Here is a 15,335-nt window from a genome sequence, read left to right on the forward strand (position 1 = left end):
GGCGTGCGCCTACTTCTTGTTGCGGACCGTCAGTCCCAGGGAGAGCGGCTGCGGCTCCGGCTCCGGCGACGCGCACCCGGGGCAGCACGCGTCCGTGTCCTGCACGCTACTGGCGTTGTCACCGGCGTGGGGTAACGCGTGCGACTCTGCGTGGGGCACCGCGCAGCAGACGTCCCCGCGCCAGGCGTTGAAGCCTTCGCGGACAGCGATGCCGGCGATCACGAGGGCTGCCGCAGCGTCTGCCCACCACCAGCCCAGCGTGCTGTTCAGGACCAGTCCCACCAGCAGCACCGCGGACAGGTAGGTGCAGAGGAGTGTCTGCTTGGAGTCGGCCACGGCGGTCCGGGAGCCAAGCTCGCGCCCTGCCCGGCGCTGCGCCCATGAGAGTACCGGCATGATGGCCAGGCTCAGGGCGGCGATCACGATGCCGGGAGTGGAATGCTGGGCCTCTCCCCCGCCCGCCAGCGACCGGACGGCATCCACGGTGACGAAGGCGGCGAGTGCGAAGAAGGAGATGGCAATGATGCGCAGGGTGAGGTGCTCGCGCCGCTCCGGATCCTTGGCGGAGAACTGCCAGGACAGCGCCACGGCCGATGCGACCTCGATGACGGAATCCAGTCCGAACCCGATCAGTGCCGATGAATCGGCGACGCCGCCGGCCCAGAGCGCAACCACGGCTTCGATGACGTTGTAGGTGATGGTGGCGGCTGCGAAGAGGCGGATCCGGCGCGTCAGGATGGCCCGCCGATCGGACGGAAGGCGCGGGGCCAGGGTTCCGCTCATGCCAGGCACTCGCCGTCGGGCGCGCAGCAGGCCGGGTCCACCGCGAGGACAACGCCGAGGAGGTCCGTGATGGCGTGGCCCAGCCGGGCATCAGCGAGTTCGTAGCGTGTCCGGCGGCCGTCCGGGACCGACACCACCAGCCCGCAGCCGCGCAGGCAGGTGAGGTGGTTGGACATGCTCTGCCGGGACACCCCGATGGAGTCGGCCAGATCCGACGGATAGGACGGCGCTTGGGCGAGGGCCAGCAGGACCTGTGCCCTGGTGGGGTCTGAGACGGCATAGCCGAAGCGCGCCAGGACCGGGGCGTGGGTGAGGGTCTCCATGCCTTTGACAGTACATCTGTGAATGTATTCATTCAAGGATGTATTACGGCCGGGTTGACGGCGCACGCGGCCCAGCCGGACCAGCGGCTCAGCTGGACGCGTCCCGCTCAATCTCCTCCGCGAGGTCGTCCACCTCTTCGGGCCGCGCATCGATACCGGCTTCCTCGAACCGTTCTTCGAGGACCGTGCTGACGTCGTCCTGGACGTGGCCCAGCTGGATGTCATGCCGCACGTCTTCGGCAATGGACTCGGGTGTCTGCTCCGGGGGCGTTCCTCCTACGATTTCGTCGCTGCCATCGAAGGGGTCGTCGGCGCCGCCGGTTCCGGAATCAGTCATAATCCATGGTTACCCGCCTGCCCACCGGAGTAAACGGTCCGGGGCGCCCTAGCGGGAAGCGCACCAAGGAAGCGGACGACGCCAGCCGCGTCCCGCCGTCGTGCGTGGGCCGTTCGCTGCTGTCCGTTCCCTTTGGCGGCGTTGCTGGGAGAATGACCCCATGGAAATCGCCCTGGGCCTCCTGGTCCTCGTTGCCGTGGTCTGTGCCGGCAGCGCCCTCGGCCGGAAGCTCAACATTTCGGTGCCGCTGCTGCTGGTGCTGATCGGTGTGGCGGGCTCGTTCCTTCCGTTCATACCGGACATCGAGCTGAACCCGGAGCTGGTGCTGGTGGGGCTGCTGCCGCCGCTGCTGTACGCGGCTGCGCTGCGCACGTCGCTGTTCGACTTTGGCTCCAACCGCCGCGCGATCGGCCTGTTGTCGGTGGGCTACGTTATTTTCGGGACCTTCACGGTGGGCCTGGTGGTCTGGTGGCTGTTCCCGGAGATTCCGTTGGCCGCGGCGTTTGCGCTCGGGGCCGTGCTGGCGCCGCCGGACGCGGTGGCAGCAACTTCAATTGCGCGGAAGGTGGGGATGCCGCGCCGGATCGTCACCATCCTCGAGGGCGAATCCCTGGTGAACGACGCCACTGCCCTGATCTGCCTGCGCGCCGCGATCGCTGCCATTTCGGGAGTGGTGTCCGTGGCCGGGATTGCCGGGGACTTCGTGCTGGCCGTGGGCGGCGGACTGGTGGTGGGCATCGCAGCGGCATACGTGCTCACCATGCTCCGCAAGCGGATCCGCAATGTTGCCATCAATACGTCGACATCGCTGGCGGCGCCGCTGGTGGCGTACCTGCCGGCCGAGGCGATCCACGCCTCGGGGGTGCTCGCCGTCGTGGTCACCGGCCTCATCATGGGCACCAAGGCGCCGTCCATGCCCAACGGCGCGGCCCGGCTGAGCCAGCGGAGCAACTGGAACACGGTGCAGTTCCTGCTGGAGAATTCGGTGTTCCTGCTGATCGGGCTGCAGGTGCGCACCATTGTGGACGGCGTCCAGGACGATTCCCTGGGTGCGGGCAGGATCTGGGCCGGCTGCATAATCATCCTGCTGGCCGTGCTGCTTCTCCGGCCGGTGTGGGTGTTCCCGGCCACCTACCTGCCGCGGCTCATCCCTTCGGTGCAGCGGAAGGATCCGGCGCCACCGTGGCAGTTTGCGGCCATTGTGTCGTGGGCCGGGATGCGGGGCGTGGTCACGCTGGCCGCCGTACTGGTCCTGCCGGAGGACCTGGAACACCGGTCCGTGCTGATCCTCGCAGCCCTGGTGGTGGTGGGCGGCACGCTGACGCTGCAGGGATTCACGCTTCCGGCGCTGGTGCGCATCCTCCGGGTGCAGGGGCCGGACCAGCGCGAGGACGCTTTGAACCAGGCGTCACTGATGCAGCTGGCCACCGCCGCGGGCGTGGCCCGGTTGCATGAGCTCCGGACAGACGACGATCCGCCGGAGGTTGTGTCCATGCTGAAGCGGCGGACGCAGGAACGCGGGCTGGCGGCATGGGAGCGTCTGGGGCGGCCGTCAGCGGAAACGTCCACGCCGAGCGAGCGTTATGCCCGGCTGCGGCTGGCGATGCTGGAGGCGGAACGCGAGAAGGTGCTGGAACTCCGGCGTGGTGGCGAGTATGCGCACGAGGTCCTGAGCGCTGTCCTTGAGCGGCTGGACGTTGAGGAATCGATGCTGGACGTGTCGCTGGACGAGATTGACCCGTCGGGCGGTGGCGGCGGCGAAGGCGTGGCCAAACCCGGTGGGGAGTGCGACCACCTGGAGTCCGCGGAGCCGCTGGACGTGCCCCGCGGTGCGTTCTGCGAGGACTGCGTCCGGGAGGGCACGACGACGGTCCACCTCCGCATGTGCCTGCAGTGCGGCAACGTGGGGTGCTGCGATTCCTCTCCCGCCACCCACGCGTCAAAGCATTTCGAAGCGACCGGGCACCCCGTCATGCGCAGCATCGAGCCCGGCGAGGGCTGGCGCTGGTGCTACCAGGACGACCTGCTGGGGTGAAAGGGCTCGCGCCCGGAGAGCTGGCGGTGCGTGGCTGCGGCGGCGCTACACACCCAGCAGCGTCGCGCTGGCCACCAAGGCAAGCGCCCACAAACCAGTGCGGCGTGTCATCGGTTCGTGGCCCGCCCGCTTCGCCGCCCGCTCCGGAAACCGGCCCAGAAGGCGAGGACCAGCAGGCCCAGCACGGCGATGCCCAACCCGATCTGCGTCCCCTGCGTTACGAAGGTCATGCCGGATCCGTTGAAGGCGTCGTTGCTTAGCGGCGCGTAAGCGAACCAGCCAAAGCTGGCGGTCGCCTGCTGGTTCCAGGCGACAATGCACCCCACCAGCACCGCTGCGATGCCGAGGAAAGGCACCGCGACGGCACTGAGACTGGTGTGTTTGGACGGTTTTGGCTGTTCAGGTATTCCGTTGTCCCCCATGCCTGCGAGTCTAGCCGCGGGAGCCGGACCGCCCTTTCCGGCCCAGCCGGCCCGGTTTAGGCTGGGCGGATGCCGGGCATGCGTGGTTGTCTCACCCTCAGCGAGCGCCCGGGTGAGATTTCCGGAACAGCCCGATTCCCCAGCACCCGAGGATGGATGATGACCAGTACCCCTTTGAAGGACGCCGTTCGCATGCCAGGGCCCCAGGTCTATGTCAGTTTTCCGGGAACAGCGCAGGAGGCCCTGACGTTCTACCGGGATGTCTTCGGCGGTGAACTTACCCTGTACACCTACCAGGACTTCAGCAGGAGCGACGGCCCACCGGACGCCATCGCCCACGGAACGCTCAGCGGCGTCGTGGCGCTTGGGGGCTCGGACGCGGCCGCCGGCGAGGCGAGCGTCCGCACCGAAGGCGTCATGCTCTCACTGCTGGGGACCGCGGAACCGGCAGTGCTGCACGAATGGTTCGCCAGGCTTTCCGACGGCGGCACCGTGGTTGATGCCCTCGGGCCCAAACCGTGGGGCGCATTTGACGGCCAGGTCATCGACCGGCACGGGCTCCACTGGATTATCGGGTACGAGGATTAGCGGCCGGGCCGCCTGCCCATCCTGAATCCGGCCCAGAACGCCAGCACCAGCATGCCCGCGACGGCGATGGCCAGGCCCGCCTGTGTTCCCTCGGTAATGAGGTCCGCGCCGATCCCGTTGAAGGGCCGTTTGCTGTTCGGCGCGTAGGCGAAACTGAACGAAGCATTCCGGTTCAGCCAGGCGATCAGGCACCCCGCCAGCGCCACGCCTAGGGCCAGCAAAGGTACGACGGCGGCACGCCACTTGGTGCGTTTGGACGGCATGCGGTCTTCAGGTGTGTTGTGCTCCCCCATGGAGGTGAGTCTAGCGGGGCGTGCTGGTCCCACCAGCGACGGAAGCTGCCTGCGAGGCCCTGACAGCCGGGGCGGGACAGGTCTAGGCTGGGCGGATGTTGACCATCGGCACCATCGTCCTCGGCGTCAACAACGTCGCCGCCGCTACCGACTTCTGGAACTCTGCCCTGGGCTACGTCCCCCGGGAACCAGGTGACGACACGTGGGTAACCCTCGCGCCGCCGTCGGGCCCTGGCGCGTTGCTCTCGCTCATGCTGAGCGAAACCCCTGTCCAGGACCACCCGCGGATCCACCTTGACCTGTATGCGGAGGACCAGGGGGCCGAGGTGGAGCGCCTCGTTTCGATTGGCGCCCGGCGCGTGGACTGGGATCTCTACCCTGAGGACCCGGACTTCATTGTCCTGGAGGATCCCGACGGAAACCGGTTCTGCGTCATCGACAAGAGCGACGGCTAACTGCCGCCGCTTTGCTTTGCCCTTGTGCCCGTGCCGCCCTCCGCGGCCTTAGAGCATTGCTGTCTCCTCCTCTGCCAGCCGGATAAGCCGCAGTTCGTCCTCAACGGCGCGCGCCGGCCAGTAGTCCTTGGCCAGGCCGCTCGCCCAGTTCCTGTCGGCGTCCGGGAACAGCTTATGAAGCAACCCGGCTGCCTCAAGCAGGGCGATGAGAGCCAGGGTCCTCGTCTTTTGTGCCCCGGCTTGTGCCTTGTCGGATTGTGTCGCAGGCTCCTCCGCTGCACCGTGAGCCGCTACCTCTGGCACCACGGTTGTGGGCGTGGCTCCGCTGAGTGTTGAATCAATCCTCTTGAGGAGTGCGGACTCGGGTTCGTGGTCTTTTTCCGGGTAACGCACCGGCCGGAAGCGTGCCAGGTGTTTCTCCCCAACGTGTTCCACGATGCCGAGGGCCGCCATGCCCTCGTAGATCCGGTGAACCTGGGCGCGGCCTTCCAGGATGGAAACCCACCGGGCCGGAGTATGGGGCCGGGACTTGCCGCGGATCAGTTCCAGTTCGGGCGCAAGGTCGTCCCTGGCGGCCGATCCTGTGGTCCGGATGTGCTTGCCCTGCAGCTCGATGGCGCCGACCAGCTCCAGCTCGGCCAGGATTGCGCCGGCCACCGTGGTCCTGAGGGCGAACAGCGGCACCTCGGGTTTTCCGTCTTTGTCGTTGGTTGCCAGCAGCAGGAATTGCTGGGGCAGGTTGAGGTTCACCGCAGCCGGTGCTTCAGCGTTCATACGGCCATGGTGGACCTGCTGGGCGGTTGCCACTACGGCCTTTCGTACCTACCTGCCCGAAAGAACAATCCAGCCGGCGAGTGGGTTTAGCCGGTGACTGCCGGGTCCTGATGCGCAGCAAGAGCCGGTAAATTTGAGTGAATGATCAAGATTGACCGGGATGATCCCGTCCGCGGCGATGTTCACCAGCTTCTGAGCGAGCATCTGGCGGACATGTTCGCCACTTCGCCGGCCGAGAGCGTCCACGCGCTGGACCACACGGCACTGTCCGTGCCCTCGATCACCTTCTGGACAGCGCGCGAGGACGGCGAGTTGCTGGGTTGCGGCGCCCTCAAGCTTCTTGATGTCGACGCGGGGCCTGACGTCGGCGCCTCCGAACTTCACAGCACCGCAGTTCACGGCTCCGAACCTCACGGCGCTGGCCGGCTGGGCGAGATCAAGTCCATGCGCACGGCAGCGGCGGCGCGGGGGCGCGGTGTGGCGACCCTCATGCTGAAGCACATCATCGAACAGGCCAGGTCCCAAGAACTCAAGCGCATCTACCTGGAGACCGGAACCGAGGACTATTTCGCTCCTGCCCGGCGCCTCTACGCACGCCACGGTTTCACGGAGTGTCCTCCTTTTGCCGACTACGTTCTGGATCCGAACAGCGTCTTCATGGAGTTGCGCCTCTGACCGTTGCAGCGAGCGGACGCGTCCCTGAGCCTTGGGCCTTGACGTTACTGATGCCGTCGAGGACGCGCCATAATCGCTGCAATCACCTGGCTCTTGGCCTCCGCGTAAGCGTTCATGTCGTCCCAGGGATGAGCAAGCAAGTCCCGTTTCGTATCTTCGTATAGAGCGCGGTCATCCACACTTGTGCGCAGGTGATCCCTAAGCAATATAAAGTTACGAATTGCAGGGTCCCCTTTCTGAAGAATGTGGACGTGTACATCTCGTTCAGGCGTTCGCACCAGCCGGTGCCCAGGCTCGCGGACCCGGAGCTGATACCCAGCCGCCAGCAGCGCATGGAGGTACTCCTCTTCGGCGGTTATGTCAAGGACTGCAACGACGATGTCGATAATTGGTTTGGCTGCGAGCCCCGGAACCGAAGTGGAGCCAATGTGGTCAATGTCGATCTCTGCCGCTGACAGCGCATTGCCAATCCGGCGTTGGTGCTGAAGATACATTCCGGGCCAGCGATAGTCGTACGCTGTCAACTCCAGCTGACGTTTCTCAACACCGCCTACGAGTTCGGTTTCCAGAACATCCGGTCGGCGTGGCTTGGAAGTGTCCATCACGTGAGTATCCTCCCATTGGCCCTCGTAGTTGAGCCTGCAAGCCGGTCGGCCACTGTGCAACTTCCGCGGGAGCATGCGTAGACAGCTCCTCAAGGACAGTTTCGCTGTAGGACGCTAAGCGGCGAGGTATGCAATGAGGGCGTCCTCCAGCGGGCTGACGTTCCCGGAGGCATCGCCAACTTCATCGAGAGTTCCGCCGTCTATGTTCGGAGGCATGGTCGATCTCCCGGCAGGCAACCCGAATGGCAGCCGCGGTGGCACCCAGTCCGGCTGTTCCGCCGGATAGTGGCGCCCTGTGGGTGAAGTCCAGCCCGGCGGTTCGTTCTTGCTGGCAGGGCTGGGGGTCCAGGAGCTTTGATGCTTGAGCCTGTGGTGTTTGGGGCACAACTGTGCCAAATTACTGATTCCCGTTGCCCCGCCGTGCTGCCAAGCGGTGAGATGGTCGTTCTCGTTGTCCTGTGTGTGGTTGCTGCAGCCCGGGAAGGTGCATTTGCCATCCCGCATCCTCAACCAGCTTCAAACTCTCCGGGAGCCGGTAGTTCGTCCTGCCGATCTCCAGCGGCGCTCCATCCCGGGGGTCCACCAGAACCCGGTAGAACGACCCGGCGCCTTCGGCAACGATCCTCCGTGCCACCGACGCGGGGACAGGTCCGAAACCGTCCACCTCCCCCGGTTCATCCGTAGCGCCAAACATTGAGAAAGCGGGGACGGTAACCAGGATGTCAGCCTTCGGCGCTGGCAGCTTATCCAGGTCCTGCCCCACAACGCCCAGGAGCAGGTTGGCGCTGACGTCTGCCCGACGCTGGGTCAGCGTGCGCGGGTCATCGGGGCTCTGCAAGCCACGCGCGATGGCGGTGGCCTTGTTCCAGATTGCGCAGGCGTTTTCACCGGGAAGTATCAGGGTGATCCGTCCCATTCCGTCAGCCTCAGGCCGGTACTCCATGCGCCGGTCGGCCATACTCAACGCCCGCCGCAACTCCAGCGAATCGGGATACTGGCGCTCCCGCCATGCCCTGACCTTCCTGCGGAAGCGCGACGGCACCAGCTCCCCGGGAGCAGCACCGCGGGCAGCATGGGGCGCGTCTGGATCGAAGAAGTGCGCTTCCAATGCTTTGACTCGCGCAGGTTCCAGACCCGCTGTTTCATCAGCGAGGATCCGTGCATGCTGCCAGGAGATGGCGCCCGCCTGCAGCTCGTCCAACACCGCAGGCAAAGAACCCTTCAACGCGTGCGCTTCACCCAGCAAGGCGGAGGCCGCGCCCTCGCCGACGGTGAGTACACATGCAACCTCCGCCACCAATGACTTCTCGCGGGCGGAGGCCTCGTAAGCATCGACGGCAGGCCCCTCGATCTGGGCTGACGCCTCAGCGTAGGCGGCTACCAGCCGGACCTTCGCGGCCGCGGTTGCAGCTTCGACCCGTGCCAGCACTTCCAGCCCTGCCAAGCACGACTCGGCCAACTCCCCCAACGGATCAACAGCCTTGGGAGCCTGAGTGCGGACGGCGCCAAGAACGCGGGCCTTGTTATTGGCGCCATTGCCACGGGGATGTTGGTAGGCGCTATTGCGTCTTGAAACGCGGTGGATGCCATCGCCGCAGTCAGAGCTCTCAACGCTTGGAGCCGCGATGGGACCGCGCACAACACGCGCCAGTTCATCGACCAGGCCGGCCACTGATGCAACGGCAGCGGCCACTGTGGCATTGCCTCCCACACCCGTGACCGCTCCGGTTTCCATACCTGAAGCATGGCAGGAGGGTGTGACATTTTGAGTGGGGTGCCTGGCTAGGCGGCGAGCGGCATATCGAACAGCTGCTCGGCCAGCCTGATCAGGTGACGGGGAGCGTCTGTTTCCTCCCATGGTTCCGCTTGGCCAAGGAATGTGACGGTCCCGTGGATAGTGCTCTCCACGTCCACTCCGGCCTCGCGGAGAAGGACCTCCGCCCGCACATTGTGGAAGGTCCGGCCCGACTCATTGCTCAGGTAGGCGCGCCAGTCCTTTCCTGCCAGCACCGCAACTTCCCCTGCCGCGACACGCTGCCGGGAAGCGGCGTCCAACTGCAAGGGCCGGATGTGGACGGGGTGGTTGAGCCTGGCAGGGATCACCAGGGCGTTGAGGAGCTGGTTCATGATTCGTGTGTCCTTCGTCCGTACGGAGATCTCGGATCGTTGGGCCTGATCAGTTTGCCTGGGCGACCGGCGCCGGATGCTATGCACAGATCGCTGGGCCGTGCGCAGGAAGCCGGGTGCCATAGGCCGGTCGCTGGGCTCATGTGCGACATAACCCGTTCGTTAAGCAGTAAGCACTGGATGCAGGGCGCCGAACTCAGTTGCCGCACAGTGACGCGGGCGGCCAGACGGGGCTAGGAGTTCCCCGTCCAGCCGCCCGCGGGCCTTTTAGCGCTGGTTTTTGCGCGGCTTGGCGAAATTCAGCTCACTGCTTTCGTGCCTGGCTTTTTTGTCAGCCCGCTTTTCAAGAATCGACTTGCCCGCTTTTTTCGCGGCGCCGCCTTTGGGGGATTTTCCGGACATCGGAATCACGCCTTTCTGTGCTTGCGTTAACCGATACCATACCCACTATTTATTTTTATGCCAGTCCTGCTGGAAAGCGCCCACCACCGGGGCACATCGTCCGCAAAACCGGACAAGCAGGCGTGACCAAGGCGGTCAACCCCGCTGACATATTTCCACCGAAAAGCGCCGACCAGGTCTTTTTCTGTTAGCGTCGGATTACAGAAAAAGACCGACGATGCTCTTGCTTTCCGGTTTCGGAAGAAAAGGTGCAAATTGGGTCATAAGAAAACCAGAACCGCACATGGTTTTAACGCCGCGAAAAACCTAATCCGGACGTTTTCCGAAGAGTCAGCGCCAGAATTTGCCAAGTTTCTCGGCGAGGCCCAGTCCCTGCTGATATCCAGCGCGCGCAGCGGCCGGCCGCAATGATACATCCATCGCGTTGGCTCCGAACAGGTACTCAGAATCGCTCTCCGGGAAGACCGTTTCCACCCTGCTGCCGCCGGCACGCAACCCGCTGACCTGCGATGCGAGATGCATCCCCCAGTCAGCGGGGGTCCGCGACCTGCCGCCAAACGGAGAGAGGATGAGCACGCGTGCATATCCTGCTGCCAAGTCGGCATTATCGGCGTTGGCCCGGTAGCCGCCGTCGATATACGCGCCCCCGCCGGCGCTGTACGCGAACCCGCTGGCGCAGCTGGCTGCCACGGCATCCACGAGGTCCACTCCGCTGTTGCGGTCGAACACGACGGGCTGGCCCGTGCGGGCGTCCACCGCCGTGATAAGCGTGTACCGGTCGGGCCACAGCTGGTGCGGCAACCGCGCCGCCACAGTGGCCCGCCAGCGTTCCGGGGGATCGTAGTCCGCTGCCAGGTCCAGCGCCGCGGCGCCCATTCTGCGGCGCATATCCGCCGCGTCCACGGACGCCGCGATAATCCTGCCCGTTCGCTCCAGGTGGTTCACAGTCCCGCCAACGGGTGACGGCCGGGAGCCCGAACGCGCGCAGGCGGCACCGGCCTGAAGCCGGGATCCTGCAGCCACCGTTCCGGGAGCTGCGCCGTCTGGCGAAGGCCCGGATGCGGCCGGATCCGCAGGTACCGCGCCCGACGCCGGCCCGCGACGTAGGGGCGGAGCGTCAAGGATTGCGGCCAGCAGCTCAGCCGGGGTTGCGCCAGAGATCTGGGCGGCCGCCGTCGAGCCCGCTGATGTTCCGACGACGAGGTCGGCGCTGGTTACATCCATCCCGGCCTCGGACAAACCGGCCATGACGCCGATCAGCCACGCATTACCGGTCGACCCGCCCCCGCCCAGGACCAAAGCCCTTTCACCGGACCGGGGCATTCGCGGGGTGGCGTCGACGCCCTGCAATGTCTGGCCCGGACTGGCGGGCACGGCCCCCGCACGACTGGGGCCGGTCTGTAGCGGATCGGTCGGCACCCGGCAGGGATCCGCCGTCGGGCGTTCCGAACCGGGGGCCGCCGCTGATGGAGACGCAACCGTAGGAGACGCCGAAGCACCCAAGGACGGGCCAGCGGAAGCAGCATCAAAAGGAAAAGAAGAAGGTGAAGACATGGGAGTCGCCTTTCGCGAATTGCCTGGTGGGGCGCTCCCGGCGGCGGCTAGCTCAGCCGCGTGGTCGTGGACTGCCGGGGAGCACCCATTACGGATACAGCGTTCATGGGTCTCACCTCCTGCGGTCGGTTCACGATCACCGGAATCGTCGCACAGCATCACGCCGCTGCGCAATGACCAAGGTTTTACATTCCCGAAACGAAAACACCTAGCCGCAAACGAAATTGCAGAGTACATTTGATGCAATCAGGTTTGCAGAGTGATCTACGGCACAACCCAGCAAACAGACCAGCAGAACGAAGCAGCGTTACAGGACGGGCACACCTTGAACACCAACGCCATCACTGAGACGGGCGCAGCGGGAGAAGCCGGCGAGGCTGGCACCTCTTCGGGAGCCTGGCTGGGCGACGCGCTGCCGGATGTTCCGCTCACCAAGGCCCAGAGCCGGGTGGTGGAGATTATTACCCGCAACCCGCAGCTTTCCTCCTACGCGGACATCGCCGAGATCGCCCAGCGCGCGGACGTCAACAACTCCTCTGTGGTGCGCACCGCTCAGCATCTCGGCTACCGCGGCTGGCCGGACCTGCAGCGCGAACTCCGCTCCCGCTACCTCGTGATGATCTCCACGGAGGACACCCTCACCGAGCACGGCGAACACCGCAGCCCCCTCCGCGAGGCCATCACGCACGACATCGAAAACCTCCGCTTGACGCTGGACTCCAACACCTCCGAGGAAGCCGAGGCTGCAATCGCGGCGATGGCCGCGGCCAAGTCCATCACCGTCGTCGGGATCGGCTCGTTCGCCGGACCGGCCGGCGTCATGGCCCACCTGGGCTCCACCATGGGCTACCCCATCACCCTCGAAAACCGCGCCGGCGTCCACCTCGCTTCCAGCACCAACAGCCTGGGCCCCGGCGACGTGCTGGTGGTCATCAATATGTGGCGATCGGTGAAGCACATCATCATCGCCGCCGAAGCCGCCAAGCAGGCCGGCGCCACCGTCATCGCCATCAGCGACCTGCGCCGCGGCCGCCTGGCCACCGCTGCGGACCACCTCCTGGTGGTCGCGTCCGAGGGCATCTCCTTCTTCCAATCCGTCACCGCCGCCAACTCCCTGGTCTACGGCCTGCTCGCCGGCATGGAAGCCGCCCACCCGGAACGCAGCCGGGCCGCCATCCGCCGTACCCAGCAGCTCTGGAAAGACCTGGACATCTATCTCGACTAAGCGTCCCCAACCAAGCACGCGCAGGTAAGCGGAAACGCCCGGGCAAGAAGGCACCGGGCAGGTCCGCACCAACACACCAGCAACCAACAACCGCCATAGGCACTCAGGAGTACCCGCATGAACGAGCCACAAAACCGCCGCATTGCCGTCATCGGCCTCGGCGCCATGGGCGGAGCCATGGCCGCCACCCTGCACAAAGCCGGCTGGGAGGTCACCGGGTTCGACCCCTCGGACGCCGCCCGCGAAGCGGCAGCAAAGATCGGCATCAGCACCACGGACAACCTCGCCGCAGTGGCCGGGACGCCCTATGCAGTGCTCTCACTCCCAGCGGCCAGCATCGTGGAAACCACTGTGCCGCAACTCCTTGCCACCCCAGGCACCGTGGCGATCGTGGACACCACCACCTCCGAACCCGCCACGAGCAAGCACATGGCCGGGCTCGCCGAAGCGCAGGGCGCCGCCTTCGTCGATGCTCCCGTTTCGGGAGGTCGCGACGGCGCCGCAACAGGCACGCTGAGCGCGTTCGTCGGTGCCACGGACGTCGCCCTGGCCGCCGCAGAGCCGGTTTTGCTCGCCCTCACCGGCGGGAACTACAGCCACATCGGCGGGCCTGGCAGCGGCAACGTGGTCAAACTCCTCAACAACGTCCTGGCCGCCGCAAACCTCGCCTCCGTGGGTGAAGCGCTGGGTGTGGCCAAGGCCTACGGCATCGATCCTTCGACGGCGGCAGCCAGCATCAGCGGCGCGTCCGGCGGCAGCAAGGTCTCGGCCAACATGTACCCCAACTGGGTGCTGAGCGGCACCCACGATTCCGGCTTCTCCATGGGCCTGATGGCCCGGGACGCGTCCCTCGCCGTGGACATCGCGGAACAGATCGGTGAGAAGCCGGAGCTGCTGGCCGCTGTGGCCAACCAGTGGCAGTACGCCCTCGCAGTGCTCGGCCCCAAAGCCGACTTCACCGAGATCGCCCGCACAGTGGCACCCGCCATCACACCCGCCGGTGCACCCGGCACAGCCACAGGCAAAAGCGCTGAAACAGACACAAACCCAGCCACCCCGGAAGCCACCTCCCCCGCGGCCTGAATCGCGGCCGTCTAAGAACCACTAAAGACCAGCCTCCGGCCCCACAGCCAGCAGCCCCCCCCCCCCCCCAAGTGCCAATTTTCGAAGGACACAGCATCTTGAGCATCACCACAGCACCAACATCCTCCTCGGCGGCCACCGCCAAGTCGGTCCTGGACGCCGCCTTCCCCAACGGCCTCGGCGCCTTCGTTGACGGCCGCGTCGCCACGGGCAGCGGTGACAGCATCACGCTCACCGCCGCCGCTACCGGCGAACCCTTCGCCACCTACGCGGACCCCGGCGCCGAAGGTGCCAACGCCATCCTGGAAAGTTCGACGGCGGGCGCCAAAGTTTGGGGCGCACTGAACGGTTTCGAGCGGGCCGCCATCCTCCGCAACGTCAGCCGTGCGGTGGAGCAGCACGCCGAAGAACTGGCCATCCTCGAATCCGCCACCACCGGCAAGCCCATCCGGGACGCCCGGGTGGAGGCCGCCAAGGTAGCTGAAATGTTCGGCTACTACGCCGGCTGGGCTGACAAGCTCACCGGCCAGACCATCCCCGTCCCGGGCAACTGGCACACCTACACGGAGCGCGTGGCGTGGGGCGTCGTCGTTGCCATCACCCCTTGGAATGCGCCGATGTTCACTGCCGGCTGGAACTCGGCCGCACCCCTGGCCGCCGGCAACTCGGTGATCATCAAGCCCAGCGAGTTCACCCCGGCGTCGTCCGTCCGGCTGGCCCAGATCGCCCACGAGGCAGGCCTCCCCGCCGGCGTGTTCAACGTGGCCGCGGGCCTGGGCCAGACCGTCGGCGCCGCCCTCACCACTGACCGGCGGGTGGGCAAGGTCAGCTTCATCGGATCCGTTCCCACGGGCCGCCGCGTGGCCGTGGCCGCAGCCCAGGCGGGCATCCCGGCATTGCTGGAGCTGGGCGGCAAGAGCGCCAACATTGTGTTCGCCGACGCCGACCTGGAGCGCGCCGCCGAAGGCGCCATTTCCGCCATCTTCTCCGGTGCCGGCCAGTCCTGCGTGGCCGGGTCCCGGCTCCTGGTGGAACGCAGCGTGCACGCGCGGTTCGTGGAGATGGTCGCTGCCAAGGCGGCCCTCCTGCGGGTGGGCGATCCCCTCAGCGCGGACACCGAGGTGGGCCCCATCATCACACCGCAGCAGTTCGCCACGGTCACCAGCCTGATCGAGGCCGGAGTGGACGACGGCGGCCGTCGCCTCACCGGGGCCACGTTGCCGGAGTCGTTGAGCGGCTCCGCGCTGAAGGGCGGCCACTGGGTGATGCCCACGCTGCTGGACGGCGTCACCCCGGCAAACCGCCTGGAAACCACGGAGGTCTTCGGGCCGGTGGTGGGTGCCGACGCGTTCGACACCGAAGCCGAGGCCATCGCCCGCGCCAACAACACCAACTTCGGCCTGGCCGGCGCGGTGTGGACCTCGGATGTGTCCCGCGCCCACCACGTGGCCCGCGAGGTCAAGGCCGGCACGTTCTGGATCAACTCCTACAAGACCATCCACGTGGCGGTGCCGTTCGGCGGCTTCGGCGATTCCGGCCACGGCCGTTCCTCGGGCCCGGGCGTGCTGGACGAGTACACGCAGGCCAAGGCCATCTGGGTGCCCACCCGCGCGGCCGGTTCCCCGTTCCCGTCGCTGTCCTACTAAGGAGACCC

At 66.3% G+C, this 15,335-nt stretch carries 19 protein-coding genes; 7 read left to right on the plus strand and 12 right to left on the minus strand.

All coding sequences use genetic code 11. From position 1 onward, the window contains the following. Positions 1 to 9: 9 nt before the first annotated feature. The 3 genes from ACHL_RS16655 to ACHL_RS16665 all read right to left on the minus strand — a co-directional run bounded on the left by ACHL_RS16655 (position 10) and on the right by ACHL_RS16665 (position 1,443). A complete protein-coding gene (locus ACHL_RS16655) occupies positions 10 to 783 on the minus strand; it encodes a cation transporter (protein WP_015938470.1) in 774 nt (257 codons plus the stop codon). Further along, positions 780 to 1,106: an ArsR/SmtB family transcription factor gene (locus ACHL_RS16660; RefSeq protein ID WP_015938471.1), complete on the minus strand. Its 327-nt coding sequence runs from the start codon at positions 1,104 to 1,106 to the stop codon at positions 780 to 782. The genes ACHL_RS16655 and ACHL_RS16660 overlap by 4 nt, the downstream gene beginning before the upstream one ends. Positions 1,107 to 1,194: 88 nt before the next feature. Beyond that, positions 1,195 to 1,443 (minus strand): hypothetical protein, encoded by a 249-nt coding sequence (locus ACHL_RS16665; RefSeq protein WP_015938472.1) that lies wholly within the window; start codon positions 1,441 to 1,443, stop codon positions 1,195 to 1,197. A gap of 160 nt (positions 1,444 to 1,603) precedes the next feature. Between ACHL_RS16665 and ACHL_RS16670 the strand changes: the two genes are divergently transcribed. Further along, the gene (locus tag ACHL_RS16670; protein WP_015938473.1) at positions 1,604 to 3,478 is read left to right on the plus strand and encodes a Na+/H+ antiporter; all 1,875 of its coding nucleotides are present in this window, start codon (positions 1,604 to 1,606) and stop codon (positions 3,476 to 3,478) included. A gap of 107 nt (positions 3,479 to 3,585) precedes the next feature. Here the strand turns inward: ACHL_RS16670 and ACHL_RS16675 are convergent, their stop codons facing one another. Beyond that, complete coding sequence (locus tag ACHL_RS16675) at positions 3,586 to 3,900, minus strand: hypothetical protein (protein ID WP_015938474.1); 315 nt, start codon at positions 3,898 to 3,900, stop codon at positions 3,586 to 3,588. A gap of 192 nt (positions 3,901 to 4,092) precedes the next feature. Here ACHL_RS16675 and ACHL_RS16680 point away from each other — a divergent pair, with 192 nt between their 5' ends. After that, a complete protein-coding gene (locus ACHL_RS16680; RefSeq protein ID WP_015938475.1) occupies positions 4,093 to 4,488 on the plus strand; it encodes a VOC family protein in 396 nt (131 codons plus the stop codon). Here ACHL_RS16680 and ACHL_RS16685 read toward each other — a convergent pair. Further along, on the minus strand, positions 4,485 to 4,781 hold the full coding sequence (locus ACHL_RS16685) for a hypothetical protein (protein WP_015938476.1): 297 nt from the start codon (positions 4,779 to 4,781) through the stop codon (positions 4,485 to 4,487). The genes ACHL_RS16680 and ACHL_RS16685 overlap by 4 nt on opposite strands. A gap of 95 nt (positions 4,782 to 4,876) precedes the next feature. Here ACHL_RS16685 and ACHL_RS16690 point away from each other — a divergent pair, with 95 nt between their 5' ends. After that, positions 4,877 to 5,236 (plus strand): VOC family protein, encoded by a 360-nt coding sequence (locus ACHL_RS16690; protein WP_015938477.1) that lies wholly within the window; start codon positions 4,877 to 4,879, stop codon positions 5,234 to 5,236. Positions 5,237 to 5,284: 48 nt separating this feature from the next. On the opposite strand, the gene ACHL_RS16695 is transcribed toward ACHL_RS16690, so the two are convergent. Further along, positions 5,285 to 6,010, minus strand: a complete 726-nt coding sequence (locus ACHL_RS16695) for a GOLPH3/VPS74 family protein (protein ID WP_015938478.1) — start codon at positions 6,008 to 6,010, stop codon at positions 5,285 to 5,287. Between the two features lie 141 nt (positions 6,011 to 6,151). On the opposite strand from ACHL_RS16695, the gene ACHL_RS16700 reads away from it, so the two are divergent. Further along, entirely contained in the window at positions 6,152 to 6,685 is a 534-nt protein-coding gene (locus ACHL_RS16700) for a GNAT family N-acetyltransferase (protein WP_015938479.1), read from the plus strand. Positions 6,686 to 6,729: 44 nt separating this feature from the next. On the opposite strand, the gene ACHL_RS16705 is transcribed toward ACHL_RS16700, so the two are convergent. The 6 genes from ACHL_RS16705 to ACHL_RS16720 all read right to left on the minus strand — a co-directional run bounded on the left by ACHL_RS16705 (position 6,730) and on the right by ACHL_RS16720 (position 11,142). Beyond that, complete coding sequence (locus tag ACHL_RS16705; RefSeq protein ID WP_139187399.1) at positions 6,730 to 7,287, minus strand: GrpB family protein; 558 nt, start codon at positions 7,285 to 7,287, stop codon at positions 6,730 to 6,732. A gap of 117 nt (positions 7,288 to 7,404) precedes the next feature. Next, the gene (locus ACHL_RS24895; RefSeq protein WP_322787027.1) at positions 7,405 to 7,794 is read right to left on the minus strand and encodes an HNH endonuclease signature motif containing protein; all 390 of its coding nucleotides are present in this window, start codon (positions 7,792 to 7,794) and stop codon (positions 7,405 to 7,407) included. Further along, a complete protein-coding gene (locus ACHL_RS16710; RefSeq protein ID WP_322787028.1) occupies positions 7,688 to 9,025 on the minus strand; it encodes a DUF222 domain-containing protein in 1,338 nt (445 codons plus the stop codon). The genes ACHL_RS24895 and ACHL_RS16710 overlap by 107 nt, the downstream gene beginning before the upstream one ends. Before the next feature lie 47 nt (positions 9,026 to 9,072). After that, positions 9,073 to 9,417 carry a hypothetical protein gene (locus tag ACHL_RS23450; RefSeq protein ID WP_015938481.1) on the minus strand — a complete coding sequence of 115 codons (345 nt, stop codon included), beginning with the start codon at positions 9,415 to 9,417 and terminating at the stop codon, positions 9,073 to 9,075. Between the two features lie 267 nt (positions 9,418 to 9,684). Continuing rightward, complete coding sequence (locus ACHL_RS24850) at positions 9,685 to 9,819, minus strand: hypothetical protein (RefSeq protein WP_015938482.1); 135 nt, start codon at positions 9,817 to 9,819, stop codon at positions 9,685 to 9,687. A 330-nt stretch (positions 9,820 to 10,149) separates the two neighbouring features. Next, positions 10,150 to 11,142: a patatin-like phospholipase family protein gene (locus ACHL_RS16720; protein WP_015938483.1), complete on the minus strand. Its 993-nt coding sequence runs from the start codon at positions 11,140 to 11,142 to the stop codon at positions 10,150 to 10,152. A 556-nt stretch (positions 11,143 to 11,698) separates the two neighbouring features. Here ACHL_RS16720 and ACHL_RS16725 point away from each other — a divergent pair. The 3 genes from ACHL_RS16725 to ACHL_RS16735 all read left to right on the plus strand — a co-directional run bounded on the left by ACHL_RS16725 (position 11,699) and on the right by ACHL_RS16735 (position 15,327). Further along, positions 11,699 to 12,598 (plus strand): MurR/RpiR family transcriptional regulator, encoded by a 900-nt coding sequence (locus tag ACHL_RS16725; RefSeq protein ID WP_015938484.1) that lies wholly within the window; start codon positions 11,699 to 11,701, stop codon positions 12,596 to 12,598. A gap of 117 nt (positions 12,599 to 12,715) precedes the next feature. Continuing rightward, positions 12,716 to 13,681 (plus strand): NAD(P)-dependent oxidoreductase, encoded by a 966-nt coding sequence (locus ACHL_RS16730; RefSeq protein ID WP_015938485.1) that lies wholly within the window; start codon positions 12,716 to 12,718, stop codon positions 13,679 to 13,681. Between the two features lie 98 nt (positions 13,682 to 13,779). After that, positions 13,780 to 15,327, plus strand: a complete 1,548-nt coding sequence (locus ACHL_RS16735; protein ID WP_015938486.1) for an aldehyde dehydrogenase family protein — start codon at positions 13,780 to 13,782, stop codon at positions 15,325 to 15,327. Positions 15,328 to 15,335: the final 8 nt, after the last annotated feature.

Source organism: Pseudarthrobacter chlorophenolicus A6 (assembly GCF_000022025.1).
GTDB classification, from domain to species: domain Bacteria; phylum Actinomycetota; class Actinomycetes; order Actinomycetales; family Micrococcaceae; genus Arthrobacter; species Arthrobacter chlorophenolicus.